A 17,081-nucleotide genomic window follows, 5' to 3' on the forward strand; every position below is an offset into this window, starting at 1 on the left:
ACTGATCATCGAGGCGGACGGCGGCTCCCGGGGCAACCCCGGGCCGGCCGGCTACGGCGCGGTCGTACGCGACGCCGTCTCCGGTGAGGTGCTCGCCGAGGCCGCCGAGTCGCTCGGGGTGACCACCAACAACGTCGCGGAGTACCGCGGCCTGATCGCCGCGCTGACGAAGGCCGCCGAGCTCGCCCCGGACGCCGACGTCGAGGCCCGCATGGACTCCAAGCTCGTCGTCGAGCAGATGTCCGGCCGCTGGCGCATCAAGCACCCCGACATGAAGCCGCTGGCCATGGAGGCGCGCAAGCTCGCCTCCGGCTTCTCCTCGGTCCGCTTCACCTGGATACCGCGCGAGCGCAACAAGCACGCCGACCGGCTCGCGAACGAGGCGATGGACGCCGCCGCCCAGGGGCGGGAGTGGTCCGCCTCGTCGTCCTCCGCCCCTGCCGCGTCCGACGATGAGGAACCTCACCGACCGACCACCGCGGGCTGGGCCGCCCCGACCGGCGCACCGACCCGTACGCTGCTGCTCCGGCACGGCGAGACGTCCCTGTCGGCGGAGAAGCGCTTCGCGGGCGTCGGCGAGATCCCGCTGACCGAGACGGGCGTGCTGCAGGCGAAGGCCGCGGCGAAGGCCCTGGCCGGCCGCTCCATCGACGCGATCGTCTCCTCACCGCTGGGCCGGGCACGCCAGACCGCGCAGGAGGTCGCCGACGTGCTCGACCTGCCGGTCCGCACCGAGGACGGCTTCCGGGAGACCGACTTCGGCGACTGGGAGGGCTACACGTTCGCCGAGGTCCGCGAACGCTGGCCGGCCGAACTCGACACCTGGCTGGCCGACCCGTCGGTGGCCCCGCCGCACGGCGAGAGCTTCACCGACGTCGCCCGCCGCGTGAACACCGCCCGCGACAAGCTCCTCGTACGCTTCCGGCAGCAGACCGTCCTGATCGTTTCGCACGTGACCCCGATCAAGCTCCTCGTACGCTCCGCGCTGGAGGCGCCGCCGTCGTCCCTGTACCGCATGTTCCTGGACGTGTCGTCCCTCTCAGAGATCGACTGGTACGCCGACGGCCCCGCGGTGCTCAAACGCTTCAACGACACTCACCATCTCGGCTAGGGGCGGGACGGTCACACGGTAAAATGTCGGGCTGGTGGACGAGTCGGCCGGGCGGCCGCGGCGGGGCCCCGCAGGGGGCTCCGACGAGGAAGGTCCGGGCTCCACAAGGCAGGGTGGTCGGTAACACCGACCCGGAGTGATCCGCGGGACAGTGCCACAGAAAACAGACCGCCTCCGCGTCAGCGGAGGTAAGGGTGAAACGGTGGTGTAAGAGACCACCAGCGCCCCAGGCGACTGGGGCGGCTCGGTAAACCCCACCCGGAGCAAGGTCAAGAAGGGCCCGCCACGGCGGACCCGCGCAGGCGTTCGAGGGCAGCCGGCCCGAGCCTGCGGGTAGACCGCTTGAGGCCGCCGGCAACGACGGCCCTAGATGGATGGCCGCCCGCTCCGCCGAAGCGGAGCGACAGAACCCGGCCTACAGGCCGACTCGTCCACTGTGCCGGCCCGGGGGGCGACCCCCGGAACCCCCGCTGTGAGGGGCTCCGCCCCCCACACCCCCCGCGGGCTGAGGGCCGGGAGAGGCTTTGACGGTGACCGCTCGCCTGAGGTTTGAAGTGGCCTTTGAGATCGTTGTGATCAGGCGGTGGCGGAGCCGGCACCAGACTGGTGAGATCGGCGAGGCGGCCGGCGAGAGCAGCGCCGACGGCCGGGTCGGACCCGGCCTTCGCCATGAGCTTGCTGGAACCACTCTGCCGGCTCCTGGGTTCAAAGTTAACCGGGGCGAGCCCGGAAGAGGTCATCTCGATGGCCGACGAAGCCTTCGCCGTCCGCGTGCTCGGTGCACTGCACTACGGCCGCACAGCGGTGCGCCAGCACGGCGGCGTCCGAGTCCTGGAGGGATCTCACCAGCACCCATCCGACTTTGTGCAGACGCGGCCCGAAGTCTTCCGAACTGGGGGTACAAGCAAGACAGTCGCCGACTGAACCAGTGGACGGCCCGCTGACCGTGCAGGCATGCCCTCCGGGGGGAGCGGGTCCCGTCACGAAGCGCCATGCGAGCCTCGTACCGCTGTTCCGATGTCTGCATCCCACGGATGCCGGTGCAACGTCAGGGCGCCGAGCCGCTGGTGTCATCACATGTCGGTGATGGGGATTTCGGCGAGTAGTGAGGTGCCGCCTCCGATCGGGCTCGTGATCTGGAGGCTGCCGCCGAGTGCCTCGACACGGTCTGTGATGCTGAGGAGTCCTGATCCGTGGCCGGGGTCGGCGCCTCCCTTCCCGTCGTCGCGGATCGAGAGCCAGATGGTGGCGTCTTTGACGCTGAGGTCGACGTGCACGACAGACGCGTCGGCGTGTTTGGCCGCGTTGGTCAGCGCCTCCGACACGGCGTGGTATGCGGTTACTTCGCTCCGCTCCGCCAGTTGCCGGTCGGCGCACATGTTGAGCTCGACCGGGACGGCAGAGCAGCGTGCGAGCGCCTTGATCGCGGGCACGAGGCCCCGCCGAGACAGGAGCGCCGGGTGGAGGCCCCGCGCAATTCCCCGCAGGTCTTCGAGTGCCTCATCCAGAGCATGCGTCGTGCCGGACAGCAGTCTTTTGAATTCTTCGGGATCGGTCGGCGGCATGGTCTCCATGGCACGCAATTCGAGCATCACCGCGACCAGACGCTGCTGAGTCCCGTCGTGCAGATCGCGTTCGATGAGACGGCGGGTCGCGTCGGCGGCGGCGAGGACCCGGGCCCGGGAGGCTTGCAGCTTCGCGTGGCAGTCGGCGTTCGCAATGGCGGCGGCCACCAGGTCGGTGAAGTCGAGCATGCGCTTCTCGGTGTCATCGGGCAGCGGCTCGGCCGTCGACCCGGCGGCCACCGTCCCCCACAGGTGCCCGCCGACCGTGACGGGGCAGCCGACGGCAGAGTTGAGACCCATGTCGCGCAGCGCGGTGCCGAGCTCACCGGCGCCCATGGCGTAGGCGTCGTCAATGCGCCCCGCTGCCTTCGTCCGTGCCACCAGCTCCGTGACTGTCCCCTTCTCGAGCGGCCAGCGCGAGCCGACGGGCATTGTCTCGCTGTTCCAGACGCCGACCGTGGTCGCGGTGGCATCGGGCTCGTAGCGCATCACCACCGTGTTTCGTATTTCCAGGGTCTGCCCCACCTCGCGTGCTACTGCGGCGAAGATCTCGTCCGGGGGAGCACGGTGTGCGACGAGTGTCGCCAAGCGTAGATCGGACACGACAGTTCCCCCTTTCTCTGAGGAATCACAGCTCGCAGTCCGGACCATTAACGCCTGGGCGGTGAATGCGTGATCGGCGAGGCTTGTGGTGCCGATGCTTCCTGCGTTAGCCGGGACGATCTCGCAGTGAGGCTGCGAGGTCTGATCCCTCCGATGTTGATGAACTCGCGTCAGAGCCCCCAGGTGCACACACGTGCAAGTCGTTCTCTGACACCGTGCCACCGTCTCCAGCTCATGCCTGGCGCGTGACACCCGGACGCCCGTTCGGACAAGCGTCAAATGGATGATTTGGTCCACGTTGCCTCGCCTATCTGGGCTTGTCAAGATGATCGATGGGTGGCGGGGGCGTGCAGGGCCGCCTCTACTGACGTGGCCTGGGTTACAATCGATACTAGTGACACCTGTGAGTCGAAATGCGGCACTTAATGACGGCCGACCGGACCGAAGAGCGGACGGGACTTTTACGTCCCGAACGCTATATCAGCCGTTTCCTGTACGTGGCCCTGCTCTCGCTGGCCTTGACCGCCGCGTGCTCCGGGTCCGGCGTCAGCGCGCGTAGTTCTCCTGCGAGTACGGCGGGTGGTACACGCCCGCGCTCCGGCACCCTGCGCGGTCACCTGTATGCGGTCGGCGGACCCGCGCCCGGCCACCGATGGGCCCTTCCCGGAAGCATCACCGTCAGCGGGAACGGGACCAAACGGGAGGCCAAGGTCGACTCCGATGGCGGCTATTCCATGACGATTCCCCCTGGCCGCTACGTAGCGACCGGGCACAGCCCTGATTTCAACGACGGAGCGGTGCCGTGCTCAGCGCCGAACCCAGCCCAGGTCAGTAACGGCGGCACACCCACCCTGAACGTCTACTGCCAGATGAGGTAGCCGCCTCCGAGTCGAACCACCTCCGTCGCCAAGGGACCCGCATCCTGCGAACTCACCCGCACGTCGACGATCGTCTGGAACCAGTCCTCCACGAGAACTCCCTCTGTCACCACCATCAACGGAGCGAACCTACGGCAGGGGACCGACAGAGAAAACACACAAGGCCCCGCCTGCCACCACCCCCGTGGTTGGATGGAGCCGGTCACGGGGACATGGTTCATTGAGGGATCGGCGTGGACAGCGGAGCGGCAGCGGAGCGAAAACGGCCGTTGATGGGATGTTTGATCGTTGGTCTGTTCCTATCTTCCGCGCTGTTCGCCGGGCTGATGCTCTTGTTCAGTTCGCTGGTCACCGTCGAGGCTGAGTCGCCGGAGGACTTTCCTGGACTGCGGGACAACAACAGCGACATCGCCTTGATCTTCCTCGTCCTTGCCGTCCTGGTCACCGTGGCTCTCGGAATTCTCGTGGTGGCCTTTCGAAGGTCGCATATCGCTCGTACCGTTGCCGGAACGACTGTTTGCGGGCTGCTGCTCGCGGTGGCGGCCTATCGGTCGTACACGCTGATCCCGATGCTGAAGTGCGGCCACAACGCTGTCGCACGGCAAGTAGATGGCTCATACGAATGCCGCGACCGCTGACAAGTGGGCGACCGGCTACGGCTTGCCGGCTATCGGCACACTGCGGCGTCGGGCGAGTTCGTGGCTACGACCGGACGGCGGTACAGATGTCGGTTGACGGCGTGACGCCGAGTCGAGGACGATCCGCCGGTGATCACAATCCGCATGAACGACGATGCGGCCGACGCCCTTGGGCTTCTCGTCGGCACCGCGACCTCGGACGTGTACCCGGAGTTGGATGACCAACTTCGCGAGATGCTCAGCCGGGGGCTTACCCGCAACGACGACGCCCTCGTCTTCGTGATCAATGATCGGGGTGGAACCGAACTCACGGCCGGCTCACGCGATGCCATGGCCCGCATGGGCTGGAACACGACGCAGTACGAATGCCGGGCCAGCAGCTTCCATCTGGAAGACCACGCTCCGGTCACCGTCGACGTCGTCGACGACGAGCCCCACATCAGCCGGGAAGACCAGGTGCTGATGCTCGAACTCGGCCTGAGGATGGCCCACGGCGTTGATCGGCTCGTTCGCTCGCTGCCCAACCCCGTTCCAGTCCGGTGCATCATCGGGGCGGGATCAACCAACGGGACCTTCCGCCTCCACCAGCTCAGGGAGGGGGAATCCTGGCTCGTCGACGACCTTGACCGCTATCAAGAGGAGATGCTCGTGGTCGTCGACATCGAGCCCTAACGCCGGATGAGTCGGCCCGTCCGCGCATGCTGATCGCTGGGTGCGGTTTCACAGCCTTCCGAGGTCCGAGCGGTATGCGGAGACCGAGGAGGAGTACGGCATCATCCTGGCGCGGCATCACTGCGTGCTCACCGAACTCGGCGCGGACGATGGCCCCTATTTGATCGCCGGCGAGGGGGACCCAACCGCTCCGCTGATCACGCGACCGGCTATGACGAGTAAGTCCGGAGGTGGTTGCGAGACGACGGGCACAGGCGTGCCAGGCCGCCGGCATCCGCAAATACGTTGGCCGTCCAGGCGGCTCTGCCTCGATCATGAACGAGTGGATGCCGATGATTACGTACGGTTCGCGGGCGAGGCGATCGAGTACTTCAGGCGGCGAGAGGCCGACACCTCCGAGCCCACGTGGACTGCGGGACGGCGAAGCGCCGAGGCATGGATGGAGGTGCTGAACAGCGGACGCCGTGATCCCGAAGCGGTGAGCCGGTTGGACGAACTGATGAGGCAAGGGGCCGGCGATTCTCACCGCTCGTGGCTTGCCCTGAGGGTTTTCTATGACCACTGGCGGGACGACCGCCGGAAGATCACGCATCTGGACTCCGAGCGGATCCAGGCGATTGCGCAGCCGCTCTTGGGGAGCCCGGCTTGGGGAGTCGCACTGGGGATCGGCAGTTTCCTCACCCTGGAGTTCGGGGACGCGGTACCTCCGGCGACGCCCGAGGGCACCACTCACGGTGAGTGGCATCTTTGGGTGGCGATGGCGGCCTGGCGGTTGGAGAGCGACACCGATGTGATCGTCGCATCGGAGTATCCACGGCTGTTCATCCGCCGGGCGATCCAGGTTCTCAACGGTCTCAGACTTGTCGGAGTCAGTGTGCAGGCTCCGAGCCTGGAGACGACCTTCCTCTTCGAAGACCTCCGCCTGCGCCTGTTCCCGATGTACGCGGCCGCCGACGCCGGTTTTGGCGACTGGCTCCTTTGGACGCCTTCCGGCCGGGTACTGACGGTGGGGGAGGGACCGGTATGGACGTTCCAGGACGGTTCTGCGCCCACTGTCGTAGAGCGATGAGAGTACGTCACCGGCCCCATCCGGCGAGGGCCGGGCTCACAGCTTGCCGGCGATCAGCACAGTGCGGTGGCCCCTCAGACGCCGGGTGAATTCGTCGACGAATCCGGGTCGAAGCGGGGGCCAGTTCCAGAAGGTGAAGCCCAGGCGGCCGAAGGCGAAGTAGCCATCGGCCCACTTCCAGGCGGTGGGTTCGACCGGATGTGAGCAGGTCGGGCAGGGAAGGATGACGTCGCGTCCTTCGCTCCATCCGTGTACGACGTCCTGGAAGGGCGCCCACGCCTTGTCGTCGAGTTCGAAGGCTTCGTCGACCAGCTCGATCTCGGCCGCGCAATGTGGGCAGGCGACGGCCGTGGGTTCGCCTTGCCCTCCGTCGAAGACGGTGCGGCCCGTGGTGATGTCCATGCCGTTGGTCCACAGGGTTTGCCAGGGGTCACTCCAGCCGGATGCGTCCACCACCTCGTCGGCGCGCGGGCCGGGCGGATGTCCGAGGTCGCTTCCCAGGACGCAGTCGGTGCGCTCGGAGGACACGACCCCGGCGGAGCTCAGCCAGTCTCGTACCTCCGTCGCCAAGGCACCCGCATCCTCCGATGTCACCTGCACGTCGACGATCGTCTGGAACCAGTCCCCCACGAGAACTCCCTCTGTCACCACCATCGACGGAGCGAACCTACGGCAGGGGACCGACAGAGAAAACGCGCAAGGCCCCGCCTGCCCGGAAAGCGGGAGCGGGGCCTTGCGCGTTGACCGTCAGCGGCGGTAGTCGCCGTAGGAGTTCCAGTCCTCCGGGCGCTTGTCCTTGTCGTTGTTGCTGCCGTACGAGTTGCCGTAGGGGCTGCTCGGGTACGCCTGCGTGGCGTTGGGGTCGTCCGTCGGCTGGCCCGGGGTCGACGACGAGCCCGGGTCGTAGCCGGAGGAGCCCGACCCGTAGTTCCCGTACGAGGACGACGAGGACGAGCCGCCGTACGAGGAGTAGCCCCCCGTGGACGAGGACCCGTACGAGTCGGAGGACGAGCCCGAGTAACCGGTGCCCAGCGGATCGTCCGACGAGCCGTACGGTGACGAGTCGCCGCTCGACGAGTAGTTCGACGACGAGCCGTACCCGCTGTCGTACGAGGAGGACGAGCTGTCGTAGGAGGACGACGAGCCGTACCCGCCCGTCGTGCCGCTCGACGAGGACGACCCGGAGTAGCCCGTGCCGAGCGGGTCGGAGCCGTAGTCCGACGACGACCAGCCGCTGCCCGCCGAGGGCACGCCCCCGGTCGACGGCGATGAGCCGTACGACGACCCGTACGAGGACGAGGAGGACGACGGCCCGGACCCGTAGGACGTCGGGCGCTCACCGGTGCCCAGGGGGTCGCTCAGGGGATCGTTCAGCGGGTCGTAGCCCGCGGCCGGTGCCGGGTCGCTCTCCGGGGTGGAGGTCGCGTTGCGCTTGCGGTCCGACTGGATCTTGGCCAGCAGCTCGTCCACGCTCGGCAACCGGTGTTCGTCCTCGCCGCCGGACGACGGGACGGGGCCGGAGGCGGACGCCGCCGGCTGTACGGCCGTGGCCGGTGCCGACGACGGCGTCGGAGGCGCGGGCGGCGGCTGCGGCGCCGGGGGACGGGTGCCGCGGGCGCCGTACGTCGGCCGCTCGCCGGTGTTCAGCGGGTCGTCGCCGAAGCCGTTGTTCTGCGGCTCGGACCCGTACGTGCCGAAGCCACCGCTCTGCTCGGCCGAGCCGAACGACGGGACGGGAGCGTTCGGGTCGGTCTCGCCGGCGCGGCCGACCGGGACGTCGAGCGGGTCCGCCGGAACGGCCGGCTGGGGTGCGGTCGGCGGTGCCGGCGTGTCGATCGGGCCCACCGGGTGCGACTCCATCGGCGGCTGGCCGGGGCCCTGCGGCAGCGGTCCGGGGCCGTGCGGCGGTGGTCCGGCCGGGCCGCCGGGGCCACCGGCGCCGCCAGGGCCACCGGGCGGGGGGCCGAGCGGGTCGTTGCCGCGCGGCTCGGCCGGCTGGTCGCCGTTCTGCCGCCAGGGGAACTTGGGCTTGTCGAAGGTGATGGTCGACCAGTACTCGTCGTCGTCCATCTCCTCGTTCGACCGGCCGGACGGCGCGGGCGCCGGGCCCGGGGCCGCGGGCAGCGGGGCGTGCGAACCGGGTGGCGGGCCCGCGACCGGGCCGCCGCCGGGGCCGGGAGGCCCCGCCATGGGACCGGCCGGGAGCTGCTGAGGACCGCCGAGGGGCGTGCCCGCGACACGCATGTCGCCGTACGGCTCCTCCTCGTACTCGTACTCGTCGTACTCCTCAGGCTCACCGCGACGGCCGCGGGATCGTCTTCCACGGCGGCCGCGGGGCTGCTCGTCCTCGGCCATCCAGTCGTCGTCGTCACCCGCCCGGCTCGCCCTCATGCCGAGCGCGACGAGCACCCCGACGAGAACGACCACCGCGACGAGTCCGAGGACAACGATCAGGCTCCACATAGCACCACCCAACGCCATGGTCTAGCGGTCGACGCCGACGCGGAGACCGTTTCTGTGATCACCGGCGTCCGGGCCCCCAGGGACCTAGACCGATTGTTGCCGACCGCTATGACCCTTGTCACACGGTTCGCGGACATCTACTCTCACACTACTTGCCGCAAATGGCCACTCGGGTCAGTGGCCGTCAACTCATGGCCTTCGTCACGCGGACCTCCCCCGTTCACGTGGGCGAACACCAGACTCACCCCCCACCGAAGCGCACCGTCATCCGGCCGCGGGCGACCGTGCGTTGGGCGATCTCCGACAGCACCTGGTTGAGCTTCGCGCCGTTCGACAGCGGCACCTTGGCGCTCAGGGCGTACACGGTGAACCGGTAGCGGTGCTGCTCGCCCTTTGGCGGGCACGGCGGGGAGTACCCCGTCTCGCCCGCGGTGTTCAGCGCCTGCTCGGCATGGCGCGGCACCACGCCCTCGAGCAGGTCGTTCGCTGTCGCGTCCATGTTGAACAGCACCCAGTGGACGTACGCGCCGCTGGGCGCGTCCGGGTCGTCGAGCACCAGTGCCTGCGCGCCCACGCCGGTCGAGGCGACCGACCACCGCAGCGGAGGCGTCTTTCCCTGCCCGCCCGCCGCCTTGCAGGCGAACCGGACGGGAATGGACGCGCCCTCGCGGAACGCCGGGCTGGACACGGTGATCGAGTCCGGCACGCTGCCGCGTACGATCTTGGTCTGCCCGACCAGGCCGCATCCACTGAGCGACAGCAGTCCGACGGCGGCCAGGCAGACCGGCCGCCAAAACGTGGTCATCATCGATCAATAGCTCCCGGGGGACGATCGTACGCCGCGCCCGGCCGGTGGCCTCGCATTCGGCGGTATCCGCGGAGCCGGTGCCGGATGCGGACTCGCTCACACGAGGCGGCGGCGGGGCGTCCGGCCCACCTTAGGGCCTCTCGCGCGAGCCCGCCGTTTCAGGGCGTACGGGACTTCGCCGGAGCGGGCCCGCCGTCGCGCGGCCGGGAGGTCAGGCGCTGACGGCGCGTTCGAGGAGCGGGCGATGACGGAGCATCCACGCCGCCGACCGAGCCCGCCAGGCCAGGGCCCAGAGCGGCGCCGCGTCGGTGGTGCCGGGGGTGATCCGCGTCGTGACGGCCTCGGCGGCGCAGTCGCGGATGGCGTACTCGATCATCGTGGTCACGAGCCCGCGCCGCTCGCCGGCGGCCAGGCCGTAGCCGTCCAGGAAGAGGCGCAGCTGGCCGGCGCGGGCGGTGGCGTCGGGGAGTCCCTGGCGCTCGGCGACGTCGTCGTCATGGAGCTGGGCGTTCAGCCAGGCGGTGACGGCGATCTCATCGAGGCGGTCGGTCGGGCCGCACGTCGGCCCCCGGTGAGCGGCTGCGGGGAGGCGCGTGAGGGCATCGATGCTCCTTCGCGCCGGGCGCACCATCATGTGAACGCTGCCATGGCGCCTCCGCGCCCACAACGCGGTTTTCGCGGGTGCCGCCACTCGCGGCGGAGAGCCGTGGTCTCGCGACGGTCTCCCGCCGGCTTCGAACTTCGCGGCGTTCAGCCGAGCAGGTCGCCGATGATCGCGCGGACCCGCGCGCGTTCGTCCTCGTCCAGGCCGCTCCAGAACTCCCGCTCGGAGTCGTACCAGATGCGGGTCACCGGCTCGCGCAGGGCGCGTCCGGCGTCGGTCAGCCACACGCGGACGAGACGGGCGTCGGAGGGGTCGCGCTCGCGGCGTACGAGCCCGGAGCGCTCCAGACCGCTCACGACCTTGGTCACCGCGGGGGCCGACACGCCCGTGCGCGTCGCGAGGTCGGCGGAGGTGACGCCGTCCTCCCGCCAGAGCTGGGCGAGGTAGAACTCCTGCCCCAGGTGCAGCCCGTGCCGTTCCAGCCCCCCGGCGAGGACGGTCTTGTACCGCCCGAGCACCCGGATCAGCCGGTAGGACGGGCTGTCGAGCAGCGAACGTTCCACCTGATCAGCGTAACCGTCGGCCTCGGCCGCGACCGGCGAGGCGGGGGCGGGATATCGGCGTGACGGCCGCTCGGAACCTCCTGCAAGATGGCCCGGGGCCTCCTGCCGGACGAGGGTGGGCCGACCTGACCATGAACGCGAGACACCGCGCTTAACGAGATATATCGTGGTTTCGCCCACAGGTGACGCCCCGGAGGGCCAGGCAAAGGGAGGACGGCTCGTGCGGATCGGGCTGCTGGGCCCCCTCGAGGTGGCCGACGCCGCCGGCCGGCCGGTCGAGGTCGGGGGAGCCCGTCTGCGCACCCTGCTCATCCTGCTGGCCCTCGACGCCGGCCGGGTGGTGACCGCGGAGCGGCTCGTCGACGGGATCTGGGGCGACACGCCTCCCTCCGGAGCGGCCAACGCCCTGCAGTCACTGATCTCCCGCCTGCGGCGCACGGTGCCCGAGCTGGTGATCGAGTCGCATCCGTCGGGCTACCGGCTCGTCCTGGACGGCGCCGATGTCGCGGACGGCGCCGTCGACGTCGTCGAGTTCGACCGGCTCGCCGCCCGCGGCCAGGCGTTGCTGGCCGACGATCCGGCCGGCGCCGCCGACGCGTTCGCCGAGGCGCTACGGCTCTGGCGCGGCCCTGCCCTCGCCGACGTCGCCGACGCCGACTTCGCCCGCGGGCACGTCTCCCGTCTCACCGAGCGGCACCTGGGCGTCGTCGAGGACCACATCGAGGCGCGGCTCCGGCTCGGACGCGCCGACGTCGCCGAACTGGAGGCCCTGGTCGCCGCTCATCCGCTCCGCGAGCGGCTGCGGGCGCGGTACATGCGCGCCCTGAGCGCCGCGGGGCGGCAGGCCGACGCGCTGGCCACCTTCGAGGACGCGCGCCGTACGCTCGCCGAGGAGCTCGGCGTCGACCCGTCGGAGGAGCTGCGGGAGGCACATCTCGACGTGCTGCGCGGCGCGCCCGCCGGACCGCGCCCGGCCGCCCGCACCAACCTGCGCGCCCGGCTCACGAGCTTCATCGGCCGTGAGAAGGAGATCGGCCGGGTCGCGGCGCTCCTTGGGGACAACCGCCTCGTCACGCTGACCGGGCCCGGCGGGGCCGGCAAGACCCGGCTCGCGGTCGAGTCCGCCGAACGCCTGGCCGAGCGCGTGCCGGGCGGCGTCTGGCTGGTCGAGCTGGCCCCCGTCGGCGACGCGGCCGAGGTGCCGCACGCCCTGCTCGGCGCGCTGGGCGTGCGCGAGCGCGCGCTGATCGGCACCATGCGGGGTACGGCCCCGGCCCCGGCCGACCCGGTGGAGCGGCTCGTCGCCGCGCTGTCCGGCGAGCGGTTGCTGATCGTGCTGGACAACTGCGAGCACCTCATCGACGCGTGCGCCCGGCTCGCCGACCGCATCCTGGCCGACTGCCCCGGGGTGCGCGTCCTCGCCACCAGCCGCGAGGCGCTCGGCATCACCGGTGAGACGCTGTGCCCGGTGCCGCCGCTGGCCTTCCCGGACACCGCCGCCGGCGACGTGCTCGACTACCCGGCCGTACGCCTGCTGGCCGAGCGCGGCGCCGCCGTACGCCCCGGCTTCACCGTCGACGCCGACCTCGACGCGGCCCTCGCCGTCTGCCGCCGCCTCGACGGCATGCCGCTGGCGATCGAGCTGGCGGCCGCGCGCCTGCGCACGATGACCCTCACGCAGATCGCCGGCCGCCTCGACGACCGGTTCCGGCTGCTCACCGGCGGCAGCCGTACGGCGCTGCCGCGCCACCAGACCCTGCGCGCGGTGGTCGACTGGAGCTGGGACCTGCTGGACGAGCCCGAGCAGGTGCTCCTGCGCCGGATGTCGGTCTTCGCCGGCGGTGCCCCCTTGGAGAGCGTCGAGGAGGTCTGCGGCGACGACGTCCTCGACGCCCTCATCGGGCTGGTGGAGAAGTCGCTCGTCATCGTGGACGGCGCCGGCCGCTACCGCATGCTGGAGACCATCCGCGCGTACAGCGCGGGCCGCCTGTCCCAGGCGGGTGAGGCCCGGCGCGTACGGCGGGCTCACGCGCACCACTTCCTCGAACTCGCCGAGACCGCCGAGCCCTTCCTGCGCACGCGCGACCAGCTGGAGTGGCTGCGGAGGCTCGACGCCGAGTACGACAACCTGCAGTCGGCGCTGCGCTGGGCCATCGACGTCCACGACACGGCGCTCGCGGTCCGCTATGTCGCCGCGCTCGGCTGGTACTGGTTCCTGCGCGGCCAGCGGACCGACGGAGAAGAACTCGCCGCCGAGGCGGTCGCCCTGCCCGGTGAGGGGCCGAGCCACGCGCGGGCGCTGGCCTCCGTGTACTGGCTGCTCGGCGCCTTCGGCAACACCGAGCTCGACGCGTCCGACCGGGCCGCCCTCCGCGACCGGCTCAGGGCGGTCGTGGAGGCGAGCCGCCGCCTCGACCCGGGCCGTCTGCACCCCGTGCTGCGCGCCGCGCCGGCGATCCTGCGGTTCGCCGAAGACCGCTCAGAGGACGCGACGGCCGAGATGGAGGTGCTGCTGACGGCGCGTGACCCGTGGCTGCGGGCGGCGGGCCACATGATGCGCGGGCACGGGCTGATCAACCTGGGTGAGGTGGACGACGTCGAGGCGACGTTCCTCACCGCGCTGGAGGGGTTCCGCGCCCTCGGCGAGCGCTGGGGCCTGTCGATGGCGCTGACCGGGCTCGCCGAGGTCGCGCTCTGGAAGGGCGAGACGGTGGCGGCCAAGAATCACGTCGAGGAGGCCCTCCGCCACACCATCGAACTCGGCAGCCACGACGGCGCGAGCTTCCTGCGGATCCGGCTCGCCCAGGCCTACAGCGCGGCCGGCGATGACGACAGGGCGCGGGCCGAGCTGGACGCGGCCATCCGTGGCGCCCGGGGACGCAGCACGCCCGAGGATCTCGCCTTCGTCCGCTTCACGCTCGGCGAGTTCGCGCTGCGCGAGGGCGACCTGCCGACCGCGCGCGACCACCTCAAGACCGCCGTCGACCACCACCGGGAGGGCGGACCACCGCAGTTCGGCGCCATGATCAACTCCCAGCTCGGGCTCCTGCACGCGCGGGAGGGCGACACGGACGCCGCGCTCGCCCGGCACGCCGAGGCGCTCCGGCTGGCCGCGGCGGCGTACGACGCGCCGATCATCGGGCAGGCCCTCGTCGGCTTCGCGGACCTGGCCGCCCGTACGGGCGAGCCGGAGCGCGCGGCGACGTTGCTCGGCGCCGCCGTCGCCGTACGCGGCATCGAGGACCGGTCGCTCGCCGACCCGCCGCGCATCGAGCGGGCCGTACGCGAGGCGATCGGCGACACGCGGTTCGCCGCGGCGTACGCCCGGGGCCGGGCGATGGACCGCGCGTCCGCGTGCGCGTACGCGGACGAGGAGGCGGCCGGCTCGCGGGCGTGACGCGTCCCGGCCGGTTCGGCTCCCGGCCGAGGACGACGCGGCGAGGCACCGCCTGACGACGGCGGAGAAGCCCTTCTGCCCCACACCTCGTTGTGGGCGGGCCCGAGGGTCCGTCCCACAACGAGGCTTTGCAGACCCCGGGACCGCCGCCTCTTTCAGATGCGGCGGCGCAGGGCGCGCACCGCGAGCGGGGCGAAGATGACGGCGACGACGAGGGCCGAGACGATGCTCTGGGTCACCGGAGTCGCGACCGCGCCGCCGTTGATCAGCCCGCGGGTGGCGTCCGCGAGGAAGGACACCGGGTTGATCTTGGCCCAGGCCTGCATCCAGCCCGGCATGGTGTGCACGTCCACGAACGCGCTGCTGGAGAAGCTCATCGGAAAGATCGTGGCGAAGCCGAAGATCTGCACCTTCTCCGGCGCGCTCACCAGGACGCCGATCAGCACCGACACCCAGGAGACCGCGAAGGACATCACGACCAACAGCAGCAGGGCGCCGGCCACCCCGGCCAGGTCGGTCTTGACCCGGAAGCCGATGACGATGCCGACCAGCAGCAGCATGCCCATCGACCACACCTGCTTGACCGTGTCCGCCGCGATCCGGCCCGCCAGCGGCGCCATGCGCGAGATCGGCAGGGCGCGCAGCCGGTCGAAGACGCCCTTGGTGATGTCGGTGTTCAGGCCGACGCCGGTGTTCAGGGTGGCGAACAGCGCGTTCTGGGCGATGATGCCGGGCAGCGCGTACTGCAGGTAGGCGGTCGGGTGCCCGCCGGCCATCTGTCCGCCGAACACGTACGTGAACAGCAGCACGAACATGATCGGCTGGATGCTGAGGTCGATCAGTTCCATCGGGTTGTGCTTGATCTGCACGAGCGTGCGCCAGGCGAGCGTCAGCGAGTGCCGTACGGTGCCGAGCGGGCTGACGCGCGAGGACAGCGCCCGCGGGGCGGTCACGGTCGCCGAGGTCATGAGACCTCCTTCGTCGGCCTCATGACCAGGGTGCTGTGCTTGTCAATTCCCTCGCTTCGCTCGGTCATGAGTCCTCCTTCGTCGGAGAGGGTGACCACAGGGGCGCGTTTTCTGATTCCCTCGCTTCGCTCGGTCATGAGGGGCTCCCTTCGGTGACGAGTTCGGGTGCGGGTTCCTCGGCGCGGTGGCCGGTCAGGACGAGGAAGACCTCGTCGAGGCTGGACCGGCGCAGTGCCAGCTCGCCCACGAGCACGCCTGCGTCGTCGAGGTGACGGACGACCTTCGGCAGCACGCCGGGGTCGGTGACCGGCGCCGTGATCAGGTCGCCGTCCATCTGGATGCCCTGGCCGACGACCATGCTGACCAGCCCGGCGACGGTCTCGCGGTCGCGCGTGTCGATCGGCCGCACCTGGAGGACCTGGCCGCCGACCTGGTTCTTCAGCTCGTCCGGTGTGCCCTGGGCGATGACCTTGCCGTGGTCGATGACGGCGATGTCGTCGGCGAGCTGGTCGGCCTCCTCCAGGTACTGCGTGGTGAGCAGCACGGTCACGCCGTCGTCCACGAGCCCGCGCACGGTGTCCCACAGCCCGCTGCGGGCGTGCGGGTCCAGGCCGGTGGTGGGTTCGTCCAGGAACAGCACCGACGGCCGCCCGACGAGGCTGGCGGCCAGGTCGAGGCGGCGGCGCATGCCACCGGAGTACGTCTTGGCCGCGCGGTCGCGTGCGTCCCACAGCTCGAACCGCTCGAGCAACTCGGCGGCGCGCGCCTTGGCCTCCCGGCGCGGGATCTCCAGCAACCGCCCGATCATGACGAGGTTCTCGGTGCCGGTGAGCATCTCGTCGACCGACGCGTACTGGCCGGTCAGCCCGATGAGCTGACGGACCCGGTGCGCGTCGCGCACGACGTCGTACCCGCCGACCGTCGCCCGCCCCGCGTCGGGCCGGAGCAGAGTCGCCAGGACCCGCACCGCGGTGGTCTTGCCGGCCCCGTTCGGGCCGAGCACGCCCAGGACGCTGCCGCTACGTGCCGCGAGGTCCACCCCGTCGAGAGCGACCGTATCGCCGAAGCGCTTCACCAGGCCCTCGGCCTGGATCGCATAAGTCATGGGCTCTCCCCGTGAACTGTGATGTGTTCTCGACATCACTGTCCACGGGGAAGCTGGCATCTCACGCACATTCGCCTGACATCCGCTGATACGTGCCTGAGACGGCTCATGCCCGCCGGTGGGCGGGTACGGGCACCACGCCGCTCCTCCGGTTCCCGTACGGCGGCGGGCGGCGGGTCCCGGGTGACCGGGGCGCGACCGTTCGCGTCAGGGGGCCGTGAAGAGCGGGGCCCGGTTACTCGGGGCGGCGGGCGCCGAACATGATCTCGTCCCAGGACGGGACCGAGGCCCGCTTGCTCCGCGACTTCTTGCGCGCCGGACGCTTTTCCTGGGCGGGCGGAGGCGTGGCCTTGCCGCCGCCCGCGGCCGCCGCGGCGGCCGGCTGCTCGGTCGTGGTCTCCGCCGCCGGGGCCTCGGCGGGCTTCGGCTGCTTCGGCGGGGCGGGCTTCGGCGCGGTGGGCTTCGGCTGGGCCGGTCCCCGCGCGGCGGGCTTCTGCGGCACGGCCTTCGGCTCGGCCGGCTTGGACGCGGGCTTGCGGACGGCCGGCTCGCGCTTGGCGGCCGGGCGCGCGGGTGCGCCTCGCGACGGGCGCGGGGCCGGCGTGACCACGGCGGGCTGCGCCTGCGGCGCGGGCGC

At 70.9% G+C, this 17,081-nt stretch carries 14 protein-coding genes, 1 other RNA gene and 2 pseudogenes; 7 read left to right on the forward strand and 10 right to left on the reverse strand.

Annotated elements, in window-relative coordinates:
- Nucleotides 1-4: 4 nt before the first annotated feature.
- Both ABEA10_RS01000 and rnpB read left to right on the forward strand, forming a co-directional pair.
- Entirely contained in the window at nt 5-1,111 is a 1,107-nt protein-coding gene (locus ABEA10_RS01000) for a bifunctional RNase H/acid phosphatase (protein WP_425550847.1), read from the forward strand.
- A 39-nt stretch (nt 1,112-1,150) separates the two neighbouring features.
- Nucleotides 1,151-1,545: RNase P RNA component class A (rnpB, locus tag ABEA10_RS01005), an RNA gene on the forward strand.
- A gap of 639 nt (nt 1,546-2,184) precedes the next feature.
- On the opposite strand, the gene ABEA10_RS01010 is transcribed toward rnpB, so the two are convergent.
- Nucleotides 2,185-3,264 (reverse strand): GAF domain-containing sensor histidine kinase, encoded by a 1,080-nt coding sequence (locus tag ABEA10_RS01010; protein ID WP_345456021.1) that lies wholly within the window; start codon nt 3,262-3,264, stop codon nt 2,185-2,187.
- A gap of 1,126 nt (nt 3,265-4,390) precedes the next feature.
- Between ABEA10_RS01010 and ABEA10_RS01015 the strand changes: the two genes are divergently transcribed.
- From ABEA10_RS01015 to ABEA10_RS01025, 4 genes and pseudogenes are all read left to right on the forward strand, one after another.
- Nucleotides 4,391-4,795 carry a hypothetical protein gene (locus ABEA10_RS01015; RefSeq protein WP_345456024.1) on the forward strand — a complete coding sequence of 135 codons (405 nt, stop codon included), beginning with the start codon at nt 4,391-4,393 and terminating at the stop codon, nt 4,793-4,795.
- A gap of 129 nt (nt 4,796-4,924) precedes the next feature.
- A complete protein-coding gene (locus tag ABEA10_RS01020; RefSeq protein ID WP_345456027.1) occupies nt 4,925-5,467 on the forward strand; it encodes a hypothetical protein in 543 nt (180 codons plus the stop codon).
- A 34-nt stretch (nt 5,468-5,501) separates the two neighbouring features.
- Nucleotides 5,502-5,627, forward strand: a pseudogene (locus ABEA10_RS50965) (DUF3885 domain-containing protein); the annotation flags it as partial.
- 162 nt (nt 5,628-5,789) lie between these two features.
- Entirely contained in the window at nt 5,790-6,536 is a 747-nt protein-coding gene (locus ABEA10_RS01025; RefSeq protein ID WP_345456029.1) for a hypothetical protein, read from the forward strand.
- A gap of 36 nt (nt 6,537-6,572) precedes the next feature.
- Here ABEA10_RS01025 and ABEA10_RS01030 read toward each other — a convergent pair whose 3' ends face one another.
- The 5 genes from ABEA10_RS01030 to ABEA10_RS01050 all read right to left on the reverse strand — a co-directional run bounded on the left by ABEA10_RS01030 (nt 6,573) and on the right by ABEA10_RS01050 (nt 10,974).
- A complete protein-coding gene (locus ABEA10_RS01030) occupies nt 6,573-7,166 on the reverse strand; it encodes a hypothetical protein (RefSeq protein ID WP_345456031.1) in 594 nt (197 codons plus the stop codon).
- A gap of 117 nt (nt 7,167-7,283) precedes the next feature.
- On the reverse strand, nt 7,284-8,999 hold the full coding sequence (locus ABEA10_RS01035; RefSeq protein WP_345456033.1) for a hypothetical protein: 1,716 nt from the start codon (nt 8,997-8,999) through the stop codon (nt 7,284-7,286).
- A gap of 241 nt (nt 9,000-9,240) precedes the next feature.
- A complete protein-coding gene (locus ABEA10_RS01040; protein ID WP_345456035.1) occupies nt 9,241-9,807 on the reverse strand; it encodes a YbhB/YbcL family Raf kinase inhibitor-like protein in 567 nt (188 codons plus the stop codon).
- A 211-nt stretch (nt 9,808-10,018) separates the two neighbouring features.
- On the reverse strand, nt 10,019-10,438 hold the full coding sequence (locus ABEA10_RS01045; RefSeq protein ID WP_345456037.1) for a hypothetical protein: 420 nt from the start codon (nt 10,436-10,438) through the stop codon (nt 10,019-10,021).
- A 119-nt stretch (nt 10,439-10,557) separates the two neighbouring features.
- Entirely contained in the window at nt 10,558-10,974 is a 417-nt protein-coding gene (locus tag ABEA10_RS01050) for a MarR family winged helix-turn-helix transcriptional regulator (RefSeq protein WP_329240046.1), read from the reverse strand.
- Nucleotides 10,975-11,140: 166 nt separating this feature from the next.
- Between ABEA10_RS01050 and ABEA10_RS01055 the strand changes: the two genes are divergently transcribed.
- Entirely contained in the window at nt 11,141-14,371 is a 3,231-nt protein-coding gene (locus ABEA10_RS01055; protein WP_345456039.1) for an AfsR/SARP family transcriptional regulator, read from the forward strand.
- 155 nt (nt 14,372-14,526) lie between these two features.
- Here ABEA10_RS01055 and ABEA10_RS01060 read toward each other — a convergent pair whose 3' ends face one another.
- The 4 genes and pseudogenes from ABEA10_RS01060 to ABEA10_RS01075 form a co-directional block, all read right to left on the reverse strand.
- On the reverse strand, nt 14,527-15,339 hold the full coding sequence (locus ABEA10_RS01060; protein ID WP_345456041.1) for an ABC transporter permease: 813 nt from the start codon (nt 15,337-15,339) through the stop codon (nt 14,527-14,529).
- Nucleotides 15,336-15,476: a hypothetical protein gene (locus tag ABEA10_RS01065; RefSeq protein ID WP_345456043.1), complete on the reverse strand. Its 141-nt coding sequence runs from the start codon at nt 15,474-15,476 to the stop codon at nt 15,336-15,338. Before ABEA10_RS01065 ends, ABEA10_RS01060 begins: the two co-directional genes overlap by 4 nt.
- Nucleotides 15,473-16,444: an ATP-binding cassette domain-containing protein gene (locus ABEA10_RS01070; RefSeq protein WP_345456045.1), complete on the reverse strand. Its 972-nt coding sequence runs from the start codon at nt 16,442-16,444 to the stop codon at nt 15,473-15,475. The genes ABEA10_RS01065 and ABEA10_RS01070 overlap by 4 nt, the downstream gene beginning before the upstream one ends.
- 235 nt (nt 16,445-16,679) lie before the next feature.
- A pseudogene (locus tag ABEA10_RS01075) lies at nt 16,680-17,081 on the reverse strand (septation protein SepH); the annotation flags it as partial.

It is taken from the genome of Actinoallomurus oryzae (assembly GCF_039541955.1).
In the GTDB taxonomy this organism is placed as follows: domain Bacteria; phylum Actinomycetota; class Actinomycetes; order Streptosporangiales; family Streptosporangiaceae; genus Actinoallomurus; species Actinoallomurus oryzae.

Coding starts and splice junctions, on each gene's coding strand:
- ABEA10_RS01070 (WP_345456045.1), bottom strand. CDS start 16,444: ATGACTTATGCGATCCAGGCCGAGGGCCTGGTGAAGCGCTTCGGCGAT.
- ABEA10_RS01045 (WP_345456037.1), bottom strand. CDS start 10,438: ATGGTGCGCCCGGCGCGAAGGAGCATCGATGCCCTCACGCGCCTCCCC.
- ABEA10_RS01065 (WP_345456043.1), bottom strand. CDS start 15,476: ATGACCGAGCGAAGCGAGGGAATCAGAAAACGCGCCCCTGTGGTCACC.
- ABEA10_RS01040 (WP_345456035.1), bottom strand. CDS start 9,807: ATGATGACCACGTTTTGGCGGCCGGTCTGCCTGGCCGCCGTCGGACTG.
- ABEA10_RS01035 (WP_345456033.1), bottom strand. CDS start 8,999: ATGTGGAGCCTGATCGTTGTCCTCGGACTCGTCGCGGTGGTCGTTCTC.
- ABEA10_RS01060 (WP_345456041.1), bottom strand. CDS start 15,339: ATGACCTCGGCGACCGTGACCGCCCCGCGGGCGCTGTCCTCGCGCGTC.